Annotated in this window: 13 protein-coding genes; 3 read left to right on the top strand and 10 right to left on the bottom strand. The window is 65.3% G+C overall.

Going from position 1 to position 14,370, the window contains the following annotated elements; genetic code table 11:
* Positions 1-2 precede the first annotated feature (2 nt).
* From C167_RS0103410 to C167_RS0103400, 3 genes are all read right to left on the bottom strand, one after another.
* Positions 3-674 (bottom strand): YceH family protein, encoded by a 672-nt coding sequence (locus C167_RS0103410; protein ID WP_017516854.1) that lies wholly within the window; start codon positions 672-674, stop codon positions 3-5.
* 61 nt (positions 675-735) lie between these two features.
* On the bottom strand, positions 736-1,473 hold the full coding sequence (locus tag C167_RS0103405; protein WP_235154281.1) for a cache domain-containing protein: 738 nt from the start codon (positions 1,471-1,473) through the stop codon (positions 736-738).
* A gap of 126 nt (positions 1,474-1,599) precedes the next feature.
* Positions 1,600-2,346, bottom strand: coding sequence for a FadR/GntR family transcriptional regulator (locus C167_RS0103400; protein ID WP_026078775.1), 747 nt, complete (start codon positions 2,344-2,346; stop codon positions 1,600-1,602).
* Positions 2,347-2,653: 307 nt separating this feature from the next.
* Between C167_RS0103400 and C167_RS0103395 the strand changes: the two genes are divergently transcribed.
* Together C167_RS0103395 and C167_RS0103390 are read left to right on the top strand one after the other, a co-directional pair.
* Entirely contained in the window at positions 2,654-4,147 is a 1,494-nt protein-coding gene (locus C167_RS0103395; protein ID WP_017516851.1) for an aldehyde dehydrogenase, read from the top strand.
* A gap of 117 nt (positions 4,148-4,264) precedes the next feature.
* Positions 4,265-5,749, top strand: a complete 1,485-nt coding sequence (locus tag C167_RS0103390) for an APC family permease (RefSeq protein WP_017516850.1) — start codon at positions 4,265-4,267, stop codon at positions 5,747-5,749.
* Positions 5,750-5,824: 75 nt separating this feature from the next.
* Here C167_RS0103390 and C167_RS0103385 read toward each other — a convergent pair whose 3' ends face one another.
* From C167_RS0103385 to C167_RS0103355, 7 genes are all read right to left on the bottom strand, one after another.
* Complete coding sequence (locus C167_RS0103385) at positions 5,825-6,496, bottom strand: flavin reductase family protein (RefSeq protein ID WP_017516849.1); 672 nt, start codon at positions 6,494-6,496, stop codon at positions 5,825-5,827.
* Between the two features lie 11 nt (positions 6,497-6,507).
* A complete protein-coding gene (locus C167_RS0103380; RefSeq protein ID WP_017516848.1) occupies positions 6,508-8,007 on the bottom strand; it encodes an amidohydrolase family protein in 1,500 nt (499 codons plus the stop codon).
* Entirely contained in the window at positions 8,004-9,203 is a 1,200-nt protein-coding gene (locus tag C167_RS0103375) for an amidohydrolase family protein (RefSeq protein ID WP_017516847.1), read from the bottom strand. The genes C167_RS0103380 and C167_RS0103375 overlap by 4 nt, the downstream gene beginning before the upstream one ends.
* Before the next feature lie 208 nt (positions 9,204-9,411).
* The gene (locus C167_RS0103370; protein ID WP_017516846.1) at positions 9,412-10,464 is read right to left on the bottom strand and encodes an extracellular solute-binding protein; all 1,053 of its coding nucleotides are present in this window, start codon (positions 10,462-10,464) and stop codon (positions 9,412-9,414) included.
* 38 nt (positions 10,465-10,502) lie between these two features.
* Complete coding sequence (locus C167_RS0103365) at positions 10,503-11,294, bottom strand: ABC transporter permease (RefSeq protein WP_017516845.1); 792 nt, start codon at positions 11,292-11,294, stop codon at positions 10,503-10,505.
* Positions 11,291-12,202: an ABC transporter permease subunit gene (locus C167_RS0103360; RefSeq protein WP_017516844.1), complete on the bottom strand. Its 912-nt coding sequence runs from the start codon at positions 12,200-12,202 to the stop codon at positions 11,291-11,293. The genes C167_RS0103365 and C167_RS0103360 overlap by 4 nt, the downstream gene beginning before the upstream one ends.
* Positions 12,203-12,204: 2 nt before the next feature.
* Positions 12,205-13,275, bottom strand: a complete 1,071-nt coding sequence (locus C167_RS0103355) for an ABC transporter ATP-binding protein (protein WP_017516843.1) — start codon at positions 13,273-13,275, stop codon at positions 12,205-12,207.
* Positions 13,276-13,415: 140 nt separating this feature from the next.
* Here C167_RS0103355 and C167_RS0103350 point away from each other — a divergent pair, with 140 nt between their 5' ends.
* Complete coding sequence (locus tag C167_RS0103350) at positions 13,416-14,102, top strand: GntR family transcriptional regulator (protein ID WP_017516842.1); 687 nt, start codon at positions 13,416-13,418, stop codon at positions 14,100-14,102.
* Positions 14,103-14,370 lie beyond the last annotated feature (268 nt).

The raw sequence follows: 14,370 nt of genomic DNA, 5'->3' as shown, positions 1-14,370 counted from the left end.
AATCAATCTCGGGAGATCCCAAGCTCCAGCATCGCGAGGCGTTCTTCGAGCGCCGCGATGCGGCCTTCCAACTCAACCAGACGCCCTTCGTCATGGCCACCACCATCGCTGCGTTCGCTGGAGGAGCGGCTGCCGCTGGCGGCGATGGCTGCCTCGCGGTCTTCCTCGGTGCCCAACAGGTGCATGTAGCGGTCTTCGCGCTGGCCGCTCAGGCGTTCCAGCTGCACGGCCATGCCACGGCTGGCGAGGCGTTCCAGCTGGTGGCGGACTTCTTCCGTGTCATCGAAGTCGTGCATGCGCTGGCTGCGGGTGAGCAGTTCGTTGAGGGTCTGCGGGCCGCGAAGGAACAGCAGGCCCAGCAGGATGACCTGCGGCTTGACCAGCTCCAGCGCCTTGTCCAGGCGCTGCTCCCAACGATCGGCACGGCTGCCCATGACCAGGCGGGTCATCTCGCGGCCCTCAAGGTGGCGCAGGGACTGGCCGACCTGGCCGGGGGTGAGGTTCATCACCGGGTCCCGGCTGGTCTTCTGGTTGCACGCGGTGACCAGGGCGTTGAGGGTCAGCGGGTAGGCTTCGGGGGTGGTGAGCTGTTTTTCGATCAGGCACCCGAGAACGCGGGCATCCACTGCACTCAAGGGTTCGAAATCGGAGAGGGTGTCGAGCGACTGGCTCATGGCGGTATCCGTCGATGAGGGAACCGCCCTAGCCTAGCCGTTTACGCAGCGTTTGGCAGCCTCAGGCGGCGCCGGCGAGACGACGGTTCAGCGGTCGCTCGATGACCGCCCAGTGCGAGAAGGACGCCGCCAGCTCCTGCTCGCGCCCCTGCGCATCGCGCGCCAGCGTGCGTCGGGCGAGATCGCCGGTGAACCAGTTGGCGGTATTGGCAGCAACGACCCGCCCTTCACCGTTCACCACCAGGGCCTCATGGCCCATCTGCATCAGGCTGCCCAGCAGCACGCCCTCGAACTCGTGCAGGGCGATGTCGGCGGCGGCTACGCCGATGAAGCGGCCGTCCACCTGGATCGGCACGGAGAAGGCGAGGATGTACAGGTCGGTGCCGTAGAGATCGACGAAGGGGCCGACCACCGAGGGTTGGCCACTCGCGCGCGGGCGGGAGAACCAGGGCATGTTGAGGTAGTTGTAGAAGCTTTCGCTGCGCCGGTTGAAGTTCAGGCTCATGGGCACGACCTTGTCGCCGCGGCCGTGGTACCACCACTCCAGGTACATCTCCTGGTCGGTCAGCTCGCCCGGCTCGATCACCACGCCGGTGCCATGCAGGCGCGTACCGTCATCGGTCAGGTCATGCTGGATGCGCGGGCGCAGGGCGCCGAGGTCCTTGGAGGACGGGCGCTTGCCCTCCTCTGCCAGCGTGCGCCAGATCGCCACGACTTCATCCGCCAGCTCGTCGAGACGCTGGAAAACGTTACGGATGGAAGCGTCGATACGCTGGGCGCAGTGTTGGAGTTCATCCATGGTGTGTTCGCTGGACATGACCGCGTGCCTCGCTGTTCTTGTTATCACGCGGGCCAGGCAGGCCCGCTCAGTCGGTTTGTTGCGCGTCCCCATCGCGCGCCGTGAAAGCAGCAAGCGCTGTGCCAGTCAGCCGTCGTCGGCGAGCAGGCTCAGTCGCAGGTTGATCAGCCGCTTGATGCCGCGGGTGACATGGGCCTCGGCCAGCGCGCCGGCCAGGTTCGAGTCGCCGGCGCAGATCGCTTCGAGAATGGCGCGATGCTCCTGTTCGATGGCCGCGGCACCGGGGAAGCCTTCCACCGGCAGCCACAGCCATTCGCCGATTTCCGCCTGCAGGCGCGTCTCGGCGTGAGTGAGGCGCACGGACTGGGCCGCCACGGCGATCTCTATGTGGAAACGCGCATCGGCACGGCGCTGCTCCTGCCGCGTGGTGGCACTTGCCAAGGCGTCGAGGTATTGAGCGATGCGCGCCTGCTCATCGGAGGTGGAGCGTTGCGCCGCCAGGCGTGCGGCGGCACCGGCGATGGCCACGTGTTCGTCGCCCAGGTCGCGCAGTTCCAACGCACTCATCTGGCGCAGCTGCCCCAGCAGGGCGTCTTCGGAGGTGTGCTGCGGCGAGCAGACGAAGCTGCCACCGTTGCGCCCGCGCCGGGTCTCGATCACGCCGCGTTCACGCAACTCGGCCAAGGCATCGCGCAGGGTCACGGTGGCGACGCCGAACTGCATGGCCAGCTCGCTTTCGCTGGGCAGTTGCTCACCTTCGGCGTAAAGGCCGAGGTCGACCATCTCCACCAGTCGGCGCGCGACTTCCTCGGTACGCCCTTCCTGGCGCAGGCGCATGAAGCTGGCGGGGCGGACTTTCCTGAATTCGTTCATAGGCAGCAGTGCGCGGAGCAAGGACGCTTCCTGCGCGGAATATTCCTGTTCTGGCGTGCGGTTCGGGGCGCTGTCGAAGTCTACCGGCAAGCCCGGCTAAGGCTTCGCGCAAAACTATGTCTCCATATTTTTAAATCGCTTTCAGGACTTTCAGCAAGGCCTTTTACCACGAAAACCCCTTTCAAACGCTCATTTTCCGCCCTGTATTGGCAACCGCAAAAACATAAGATATGGTTTCAAATGTATTTGCCAGCGACGGTCCGCAGGCCGTCTCCGCCAACAACAGCAACAACGAGGAGCGATACGCATGAGCCAGCCAACCCGCGCCGAATGGGAAGCCCGCGCCAAGGCCCTGAAGATCGAGGGCCGCGCCTTCATCCAGGGCGAATACCTGGCCTCCGCCTCTGGCGAGACCTTCGAGTGCATCAGCCCGGTGGACGGGCGCCTGTTGGCCAAGGTGGCCAGCTGCGATGCCGCCGATGCCGAGCGCGCCGTGCAGAGCGCCCGCGCCACCTTCGATTCCGGCGTCTGGTCGCGTGAAGCGCCAGCCACCCGCAAGGCCGTGATGATCCGCTTCGCCGCCCTGCTGGAAGAGCACGCCGAGGAGCTGGCGTTGCTGGAAACCCTGGACATGGGCAAGCCCATCGGCGACTCGCTGAACGTCGACCTGCCGGGCGCCGCCGATTCCCTGCGCTGGAGCGGCGAGGCCATCGACAAGGTCTACGACGAAGTGGCCGCCACCTCCCATGACCAGCTCGGCCTGGTCACCCGCGAGCCGGTGGGCGTAGTCGCCGCCATCGTGCCGTGGAACTTCCCGCTGATGATGGCCGCCTGGAAACTCGGCCCGGCGCTGGCCACCGGCAACTCGGTGATCTTGAAGCCCTCGGAGCGCTCGCCGCTGACCGCCATCCGCATCGCCCAGCTGGCCATCGACGCGGGCCTGCCGGCCGGCGTGCTGAACGTGCTGCCAGGCTACGGCCACACCGTCGGCAAGGCCCTGTCCCTGCACATGGATGTGGATACCGTGGTCTTCACCGGCTCCACTAAAATCGCTAAGCAACTGATGGTCTACGCCGGCGAATCGAACATGAAGCGCGTCTGGCTGGAAGCTGGCGGCAAGAGCCCGAACATCGTGTTCGAGGATGCGCCAGACCTGCAGGCCGCCGCCGAAGCCGCGGCCGCCGCCATCGCCTTCAACCAGGGCGAAGTGTGCACCGCCGGCTCCCGCCTGCTGGTGCAGAAGTCGATCAAGGCGAAATTCCTGCCGCTCGTTGTCGAGGCGCTCAAAGGCTGGAAAGCCGGCCACCCGCTGGACCCGGAAACCAACGTCGGCGCGCTGGTCGATGGACGTCAGCTGGAGCAGGTGCTGGGCTACATCCAGGCCGGCCAGGACGAAGGCGCGACGATCCTCACCGGCGGCAAGCGCGTGCTGGAAGAAACCGGCGGCACCTACGTCGAGCCGACCCTGTTCGACGGCGTGAGCAACGCCATGAAGATCGCCCGCGAGGAAATCTTTGGCCCGGTGCTCTCGGTCATCGAGTTCGAGGACGCCGAGGAGGCCATTCGCATCGCCAACGACACCCCGTACGGGCTGGCGGCGGCGGTCTGGACCCGCGACATCTCCAAGGCCCACCTCACCGCCCGCGCCCTGCGCGCCGGCAGCGTGTGGGTGAACATGTACGACGGCGGCGACATGACCGCGCCCTTCGGCGGCTTCAAGCAGTCGGGCAACGGTCGCGACAAGTCGCTCCACGCCTTCGACAAGTACACCGAGCTCAAAGCCACCTGGATCAAGCTGTAACGACCAGGGCCTGAGGTTTGAAGGAAGACGGCGCGCGGCTCGATCCGCGCGCCGAACAATAACAACAACGCTTTCCGTTGCACTGCCGACGCGAAAACCTCAAACAGGACAACCACGATGAACAGTCCGATCCAGCCAGGCATTGCCCTGGACCGCGACGCGGAGCAGCTCCGCGCGCTGGGCTACACCTCCAATTTCGAACGCAGCATGACCCTCTGGCAGAACTTCGCCCTGGGCTTCACCTACCTCTCGCCGGTGGTCGGCGTGTACACCCTGTTCGGCCTGTGCCTGGCCGCCGGCGGCCCGCCGATGTTCTGGTCCTACCTGCTGGTGGGCATCGGGCAGCTGCTGGTGTGCCTGATCTTCTGCGAAGTGGTCTCGCAATTCCCCATCTCCGGCGGCGTGTACCCCTGGGCCCGACGCCTGGTGGGCAAGCGCTGGGCATGGATGGTCGGCTGGATCTACTCGGTGTCGCTGTGCGTAACCATCGCCGCCGTGGCCCTGGGCGCCGGCCCGTACATCGCCACCCTGCTCGGCTTCGAGTCCACGCCGGTGACCAACACCTTCGTTGCCCTGGCGCTGACGGTGATCGCCACCCTGCTGAACCTCTCGGGCACCAAGCTGCTGGCCCGCGTGGCGATGTTCGGCTTCATCTGTGAACTGCTCGGCGCGCTGGTGATCGGCACCTACCTGCTGATCTTCGAGCGCCACCAGCCGTTCTCGGTGCTGTTCAACACCTTCGACATCCGCATCGACGGCAGCTACTGGCCGGCCTTCCTCACCGCCTCGCTGGCGGGGATGTTCCTCTACTACGGCTTCGAGGCCTGCGGTGACGTCGCCGAGGAAACCCCGAACCCCAGCCGTCGTATTCCCAAGGCCATGCGCATGACCATCTGGATCGGCGGCGGCGCGGCCATCTTCGCCGCCCTGGCACTGATCCTCGCGGTACCGGACATGCAGGCGGTGATCTCCGGCGCGGACAAGGACCCGATGACCACCATCCTCGACAACGCCTTCGGCGTGACCGGCGCGCGCCTGGTGATGGCGGTGATCATCGTCTCGTTCGTCTCCTGCGTGCTCAGTCTGCAGGCCGCCGCCAGCCGCCTGCTGTACTCCTATGCGCGCGACGAGATGGTGATGGGCAGCGGCCTGCTCAAGCGCCTGTCGCCCAACACCCACGTGCCGGTGGCCGCGCTGATCGCCTGCGGCGTAATCCCCAGCGTGATCGTCTGCGCCGGCTTCTACCTGCAGAATGCCATCGCCATGGTGGTGAGCTTCGCCGCCATCGGCATCTACCTGTCGTTCCAGATGATCGTCGGCGGCGCCCTCTTCGCCCGCGCACGTGGCTGGAAGCCCAGCGGCGCCTTCACCCTGGGCAACTGGGGCTGGATCGTGAACATCCTGGCGCTGACCTATGGAGTCCTGGCGATCGTCAACATGTCCTGGCCGCGCACACCGGACGCGCCCTGGTACCTGAACTACGGGATCGTCCTGGTGGGCGCTATCGTGATCATCCTGGGCCTGGCCTACATGACCCTGTTCCGCCCGTATGACAAGGGCACCGCTCCCCACGGGGATGCGTGGAAGCTGCATCAGCAGTAAGTGTTGCAGTGAAATGAAAACGCCCGGCAGATGCCGGGCGTTTTTTCTTGGGAGGCTCTTGTAGGAGCGGCCCCATCAGGCCAGTTCTTGGGATTGAAGCCAGAGACGTTCGCCCGCACCCGGCGCCTCCATCCACTGCTTCAACGACCGCGTCGGCAGGTCGAAATACTCCCGTGTACGCGCATAACCGTGGCCACCCATGCGACCGATGGCGTCGAGGCCGAGTTGGTCGATGTAGAGCGTGGCCGGGTCGATCAGGTCGTCGCGCACGTGGGCCATCAGCACTTCGCCGAGGATGATCTCCCGCGATTGGCCGATGGACAGCGCCATCATCCGCCGGCACTCCAGCGCCACCGGCGCCTCGCCGATGCGCGGGCAGCCGACGCGGGTGCCGGGGATGGCAGTGAGGCCGGCGGCCAGCAGTTCGTCGAAACCCGGCTCGAAGGGCACCGCGCAAACGTTCATCGCCTCCACCAGTGCATCGGAGACGATGTTCACCGTGAACTCCTGGTTGTGGCGGATGTTCAGCGTGGTGTCCTTCGGGCTCAGGTCGCTGTAGTTCTCAACACCCAGGGCGAGGATCGGCGGGTCGGCCGAGAGGGCGTTGAAGAAACTGAAGGGCGCCGCGTTCACGCGCTCCTCGGTGTCGAGGGTGGTGACCAGGGCGATGGGGCGGGGTACCACACTGCCGATGAGGATCTTGTATTTCTCGCGGGCGGAGAGCTGCTGGAAATCGAAGCTGAGCATGGGTTGATCCTTCACGAAGCAATGGGTGCGTGCGCGTTGAGCAACGGTGCGTCGGTGCTGTACGAATCGGCAAAGGGAATCGCGGAACGGAACAACGTGCGCCACGGGGGGTTACCGAAGGCGCGCTCGGCGTGGTGCTGCATCTGCTTCTGGAACAGCGCATCGGCGCGGCGCTGCAGGTCGGCGTAGTCGATGCCGATCACCTGGCCGCCCTGCATCACGCAGCGACCGTCGATGAAGCTGGCGATGCAGTCGTCGCCGCGGCCGGCGGTGAACAGGTTTTTCAGCGGGTCGAAGAACGGGCCCTGATGGAAGTCGCCAAGGCGGAACACGGTGATGTCCGCGCGGGCGCCGACAGCGAGACGACCGAGGTCGTCTCGACCCAGCGCCTGTGCGCCGCCGAGGGTTGCGGCGTTGTACAGATCGAGCATGCGCGTGTGTTCGGCATCGCCCTCCCTCACCCGCGCGATGTTCAGGCCCTGGCGCAGGTTGTCGAGCATGTCCGCCGGGAAGGTGTCAGTGCCCATGGCGAGGTTGATACCGCGTGCGCGATAACCGCCGAAGGAGTCCAGCGCATCGCCTTCGCGCGCGAACACCACCGGGCAATGCACCAGGCTCGCGCCCGAGTCCGCCAGACGCTGCAACTCGTGCTCGCCGCTGTGCAGGATGCCATGGGGCAGCACGCTGCGCGGGTTGAGCAGGCCGTAGCTGTCGAGCCACTGCAGCGAGGACGTGTCGCGCAGGCGACGCACCAGGTCCACCTCGTAGCGCGACTGGCAACAGTGCAGGCGTAGCGGCGCGTTCAGTTCGCGCTGCACGGCGGCGGTGCGTTCCAGCAACGCGGGCGTGCAGGTCTCGATGCGGTCGGGTAACAGCGCGCCACGCACCAGTCCGTTGTGCGCGCCGTCGAAGTCGCGGAAGAAGCGTTCGGCCTCTCGCAAACCGGCAAGGCCGGCAGCTTCGTCCCAATGCTGCGCAGGGCTGCCATCGGCGCGGGCATAGGTCATGCCGCTCATGTAGCAAGGGCCGAGGTAGGTGCGCAGGCCGAGCTCGGCGGACAGCGCGGCGACTCCGGCAAATTCGTCGTAGTGCTCGGCCCAGCGCCGGTAGTACATGGAAGTGATCGGCATGGCCGTGGTGATGCCGTTGCGGATCAGCTGGGTGAAGGCATAGCGGTACTTGAACAACTCCTCGTCCGGGCTGTAGCACTCGGTTGGCCCAGCACGCAGGTAGTCTTCAGACCAGACGCGGCCCATCTTCCACTCGGCGCCGTTGTCGAGGGTGAGCACCGTGGAGTCGAGGTCGCCGAGGGCGTCGAGGTCGATGAAGCCAGGGCCGATCAGCGCGTGGCCGTAGTCGATCCACTGGCTGACTTCGCCGGGGAAACCCCGCCCGACGAAGAGAATTCTGCCACCCTCGAACACCACTTCGCCGTGGCGCCAGAGCACGTGCTGCTGACCATCAAAGCCAACCACGAAACTGGCTTTCAGGCCGATGCGGGGATTGCTCACAGGCGCGACTCCACAAGACGGCCATGCTCGGCAATCAGCTTGCCGGCCTTGAACACCTGGCGCTGGGCCGGGCGCGCGACCACGGCCTCGCCGAGGGTCTCGACCGGCAGCAGGAGGAAGTCAGCCGCCTCCCCGACCTCAATACGCGCCGGCTCGCGACCCAGCGCACGGGCGCCGTTGTCGGTGGCCGCGGCGAAGGCGGCGGCGAGGTCGTCGTCCTTGCACAGGTCGAAGCGGAAGGCGAGCAGCATGGCGCGTTCGAGCATGTCGCCGTTGCCCATGGGCGACCAGGCATCGCGGATGCCGTCGCTGCCGAGGCACAGGTTGACGCCGGCTTCGCGCAGGGCGAGGAACGGCGGCACCGGGGTATCGGCCGGGGCGGAGCTCATCAGGGAAATGCCCAGCTCGGAGAGCCGCTCAGCCAGTGGCTCGACCTGCTCCCAAGGGGCCATGCCCAGGCAGTAGGCGTGACTGATCATCACCTTGCCCTGCAGGCCGTGGCGCTCGGTGTAGTCGGCGATACGGGCGATCTGCCAGAGGCCCAGCTCGCCCTTGTCGTGCAGGTGGATGTCCACGCCACGGCCGAATTCCACGGCCAGGCCGAAGACGATATCCAGCTGGGCGATGGGGTCGTCGTCGATGCCGCAGGGGTCGAGGCCGCCGACGTTTTCCACGCCCAGCGCCATCGCCTCGCGCATCAGCTCGGCGGTGCCCGGGCGACTGACCAGGCCGGTCTGCGGGAAGACCACGAACTGCATGTCGATCAGATCAGCGTACCGCTGGCGCAGCGCCTGCATGGCGACCACGTGGCGCAGGCCCAGCTCGGGGTCGATGTCCACGTGGCAGCGGAAGGTCAAAGAGCCACGGGCGATGCACTGCTCCAGCAGCGCGCCGGCACGCTCGGAGATCGGCGCGTCGATCTCGCGCAGTACGCGGCGTTCGTTGGCAATGTAGTCCTTGAGCGTGGGGCCGGCGCTGTTGGGGCGCCAGGGCTGGCCCCAGAGGGTCTTGTCCAGGTGGCAGTGGCTTTCCACCAGCGGCGGCAGCAGGAGCTGGCCGGCGCCGTTGATATCGCCGGATTGCAGCATGGCGTTGCTGGCGGGACGGCGATCGGCGATGCGGCCGTCACGGATGAGAAAGTCTTCCGCAGGGTTGCCCAGCGGGCGGATGTTGCGCAGCCAGTAGCTGTCGGTCATGGGGACCTCGATCTTGTGAAAACGTAGGGCGAATAACCGCTTGCGGTTATCCGCCGAGGAACTCGCCGACGCGTGCTCCAGGTTAAAACTTGTAGGAGCGAGCTTGCTCGCGACCGGAGTCCGGCTCAGCACCGGCGTTGAGCGGTTCGCGAGCAAGCTCGCTCCTACGAAGAGCAGTTCCGAGCCTGAATTGGGCTCGGCCAACACATCAGCCCTTGAGCTTGGACCAGATGCGGTCCTGCAGCTCGCGGGACTTGTTGCTGCATTCCTTTTCCAGACGCAGGCGCTCGGCGTACTCCGGCGGCATGTTGATGGCGTCCATGACCTTCCACTTGGCGTCGAGCAGTTGGTCAGTCTGGATGCCGTTGGAATAGGCGATGGCGTTGGTCACCGCGGCGGCGTTCTCCGGCTTCATCATCCAGTTGATGAAGACCTTGGCGTTCTCCGGGTGCGGCGCGCTTTTCGGCACGGCGAAGTTGTCCTGGAAGGAGGCCACGCCCTCACGCGGGTAGACGTACTTGATGGTGCTCTTCTGCAAGGTGGCGCGAGCGGTGGAACCGTTCCAGTTCTGCATCAGCACCACTTCGCCGGAGGCCATGCGGTCCACGGTATTGTCGGAGCTGTACATCTTCAGGAAGGGCTTCTGCTTCTGCAGCAGCTCGAGGATTTTCTTGGCGTCCTGCGGGCTCTCGGTGCACTCGTCGACGTTCAGGTAATGCGCGGCGGCGTTGATCAGGCTGCTCGGGGTATCCAGCGCGGCAACCTGGCCTTGCAGCTCTGGACGCGGCTCGAAGAATTCCTTCCACGAGTCATCCAGCTTGCCGCCCGGCACCCGTGCGCTGTCGTAGGAGAAACCGGTGGTGCCCCACAGGTAGGGCGCCGAATACTTGCGGCCCGGGTCGAAGGCCGGGTCGCGGAAGGCCGGCTTCACGTACTGGAAGTTGGCGAGCTTGGGCGTGTCGATTTCCAGCAGCAGGTTCTGGTTGATCAGCGTCTGCATGATCGAGTGCGACGGCACGATCACGTCGTACGCGGCGCCGCCGGCCTGCAGCTTGGCCAGCAGGGTTTCGTTGCTGTCATAGCCGTCCATGGTGACCTTGATGCCGGTCTCCTTCTCGAACTTGGCCAGCAGCTCCACCGGGTAGTAGTCGGTCCAGTTGTAGAAGAACAACTGCTTGGGCTCCTCGGCCTGGGCGACGCCGACGGCCAGCAGAGTGAGGGACAAACCGGCAAGGCCGTGACGCAGGGCATTCAACTTCATCGTTTTCTCCAGAAAGAGCGAAAGGTCGGCAGTCTTGATCAGGCGTCCGGTTTGCCGCGCTGGCCAAGCCAGTACGACAGCACCACGAGGACGATGGAAATCACCAGCATGAGGGTCGAGATCGCATTGATCTCGGGCGTTACCCCGGCCTTGATGGCCGAGAAGATGTAGACCGGCAGCGTCGTCGAGCCGGGGCCGGCGACGAAGAAGGTCATGATGAAGTCGTCGAGGCTGACCACGAACGCCAGCACCGCGCCGGACAGCACCGCCGGCCACAGTAGCGGCAGGGTCACCCGGCGGAACACTTGCCAGGGGCCGGCGTACAGGTCGCCGGCAGCTTCCAGCAGGCTCTTGTCCAAGTCATTCAGGCGCGCGCGGATCGGCAGGTAGGCAAAGGGAATGCAGAAGCCGACATGGGCGACGATCACCGTCAGCAGGCCCAGCTTGATGCCCAGCGACATGAACAGCAGCAACGTGGCAACGGCTATGACAATCTCCGGCAGGATCAGCGGCAGGTTGATGCCGCCCTCCACCAGCCGCCGTCCGTAGAACGGCCGCGAGGTCGCCAGTGCTGCCGCCAGCGCGATGGCCGTGGACAGCACGGTGGCGAACCCGGCGACCACCAGCGAGTTGAATGCCGCCGCCTGGATCGAGGGATTGGCGACGATCTTGCCGTACCAGGCGAAGGAGAACTCAGTCCACACCGTGGCCGAACGGTTGGCGTTGAAGCTGTAACCGATCAGCACGAGGATCGGCAGGTACAGGTAGGCCAGGACCAACAGGCTGGTTTCGCGGGTGCCGGGGAGTTTCTTCAGGTGCTGGGCGATCATGCGTTGGCTCCTCCCAGGTGGACGGCCTTGGCGGCGCGGCGGCTATACAGGGCGAACGCGATCAGCGCGAGCAGCATGATCGCCAGCAAGAGGAACGACAGCGAGCCGCCCAGGGGCCAGTTGCGCGCGGTGCCGAACTGCTGCTGGATCAGGTTGCCGATCATCAGGGTCTTGCCGCCGCCGAGGATGGCGGGTGTGATGAACGCACCCAGGCTGGGTACGAACACCAGCAGGGAGCCGGCGATCACGCCCGGCATGGACAGCGGCAGGATCACCCGGCGCAACGCCTTCCAGCGGTTGGCACCGAGGTCATAGGCAGCCTCGACCAGCCGCCAGTCGAGCTTCTCCAGGGTCGAGTAGATCGGCAGGATCATGAACGGCAGGAAGCTGTAGACCAGCCCGACGCAGACCGCGAAGTCGTTGTACAGCAGGGTGATGCCGCCGGCCTGGGGGAACAGCGCGTTGACCGTCTGGGCGATCCAGCCGTGCTCACGGAGGATGATCAGCCAGGCGTAGTTGCGGATCAGCAGGTTGGTCCAGAACGGGATGGTGATCAGCAGCACCATGAGGTTGCGCGAACGCTCGCTGAGGCTGGTCATCCACAGCGCCACCGGGAAGCCGAACAGGAAGCACAGCAGCGTAGTGCCGCCGGCCTGGAACAGCGAGCGCAGCAGTGCCTGGGCATAGACCCAGTTGAGCTCCAGGTTGCCGTCGAAGTCTTCCTGGAAGAACAGCTGCACGTAGCTCTGGATCTGCCAGTCGGCGTGCCAGTCGACGCCGCCATAGAGGTTGCGCGGCAGCAGACTGATGTAGCCCATGATCGCCAGCGGGATGGCGATCAGCCCGAGCAGCGTCAGCGCCACGGGGCTCAGCAGCAACAGGCGGCGGGTGGTGGGCGACTCCGTCATGCTCAGGCCTCCATCAGCAGGCAGGCCTGGGGCGGCAGGTGTACCGCCACGGCCTCGCCGACGTCGCGGGCGCGGCCGCCCTCGTTGCTCTCGCGCAGGGTGATCTGCGAGGCGTCGGGCAGGCGGCAGCGGTACAGCGTGGCGGTGCCGACGTACATCACTGTCTCGATCACTGCCCGCAGGTGATGCGGCTGCGACGGGTCGACCAGCTTCGAGCGCTCCGGGCGGAAAGCCAGTTGCACGCTGGCGCTGCTCAGGCCCGCCGGCAGCTCGCAGGGGATCTCCGCCGCCATGGCATTGGGATGGAAACCGCCCTGGCGCATCTGCCCGGGGAGGAAATTGATGTCGCCGATAAACTGCGCGACGAAGCGATGGGTCGGGCGCTCGTAGATCTCGTTGGGTGTGCCGATCTGCATGATGTTGCCGTGGGACATCACGGCGATGCGGTCGGACAGGGTCAGCGCCTCTTCCTGGTCGTGGGTGACGAAGATGAAGGTGATGCCCGCCTCTTCCTGCACGCGCTTGAGTTCGACCTGCATCTCCTTGCGCAACTTCAGGTCCAGGGCGGACAGCGGTTCGTCGAGCAGCAGTACCGAGGGCTTGGGTGCCAGCGCTCGAGCCAGGGCCACGCGTTGCTGCTGGCCGCCGGAGAGCTCCGCCGGCTTGCGCCGCGCCAGGTGCTCCATCTGCACCAGCGCCAGCATTTCCTTCACTCGACCGGGGATCTCGCCGCGAGCCAGGCCCTGCATTTCCAGGCCGAAAGCGATGTTCTCGCTTACCGACATGTGCGGGAACAGGGCGTAGCTCTGGAACACGGTGTTGATGCGGCGACGGTACGGCGGCAGGTCGTTGACCCGTTCGCCACCGACGAGGATGTCGCCGGAGGTGACGTTCTCGAAGCCGGCGATGCTGCGCAGCAGCGTGGTCTTGCCGCAGCCGGACGGCCCCAGCAAGGTGAAGAACTCGTTATGGGCAATGTCGACCGAGACCTCGTTGAGGGCAGGAGCGACATTGGGATCATCGGTGTAGCGCTTGCTGACCCGGCGCACCTCGACTGACGACGAGTGATTCATTTTGGTGCATTCCTCTTGTTTTTGTATGCAATATTTGAATGCAATCTAGAAATAGCTGATGTATTTTTCTTCTGCAAGTGCTTTTGCACGGACGGTTTTGCGGCATCCTTCCCTGGGTCAAGCAAGAGGCGGAGTCGGTCATGACGGAGAAACACCCCGAGTCCACGGTGGAACGCGTCTACCAAGGGGTTTACGAGGCAATCAGCAAGCGCACCCTGCGCCCTGGCATGAAGCTGGGCGAGGCGGCATTGGCGGAATTGTTCAAGGTCAGCCGCACTTCGGTGCGCGCGGCGCTGAAACATCTGGAAGCGGACGGGCTGGTCTCCAGCGCGCTCAACAAGGGTGCATGGGTGTCCTTACCCAGCGACGAAGAAATCCGCTCGCTGTTCGAAACGCGGCGGCTGATCGAGATCGGCATCGTCAGCGAACTGTGCCGCCGCGCGGACAGCGCAATCATCCAGGACCTACGCGACCACGTGGCCCTGGAAGAGGCGACCCACGACCAGGACCACGCGCGGTTCGTCCACCTGCTGGGCGAGTTCCACCTCAAGCTGGCGGCAGCGCTGAACAACCCGGTGCTGCTGGACTTCTTCCGCAAGCTGATCGAACGCGCCTCGCTCTACGCCACCACCCTGGACGACGACCAGCACGAGACCTGTCGCGGCAACGAGCACCAGCGGCTGATCGAGTACATCGAGTCGGGCAACCAGGCGGCGGCCATCGAGTTGACCTGCATGCACCTGAACGCCATCGAACAGGCGATCATCAAGGCGGCAGGCAACCTGAAGGCGGACTATCACCCGCTCAAGCATCTGATTGGTGGCTGAGGCCGCACCAAGGCTTTTTTTGCAGGAGCGCGCTTGCTCGCGAACAGGGAGGTTGACTCTACTTTAAACGCTCGCACCGAACGGTCCCCTCTCCCTTCAGGGGGAGGGCTAGGGAGGGGGATGCGGTCCCCGTGTGAGCGACAGCGTTCAACCTGAACATCTGGCCCTCTCCCCGACCCTCTCCCTGAAGGGAGAGGGGCTGTCCGGCGGGGTGTCTGAGCTTGGTATCAGCCGACAAGCTGCGGTTCGCGAGCAAGCTCGCTTGTAT

The sequence above is a fragment of the Pseudomonas nitroreducens TX1 genome, from assembly GCF_000313755.1.
GTDB classification, from domain to species: Bacteria; Pseudomonadota; Gammaproteobacteria; order Pseudomonadales; family Pseudomonadaceae; genus Pseudomonas; species Pseudomonas nitroreducens_A.
Note: the sequence above shows the minus strand (reverse complement) of the source record. Positions and strands in the feature narration are given on the sequence as shown.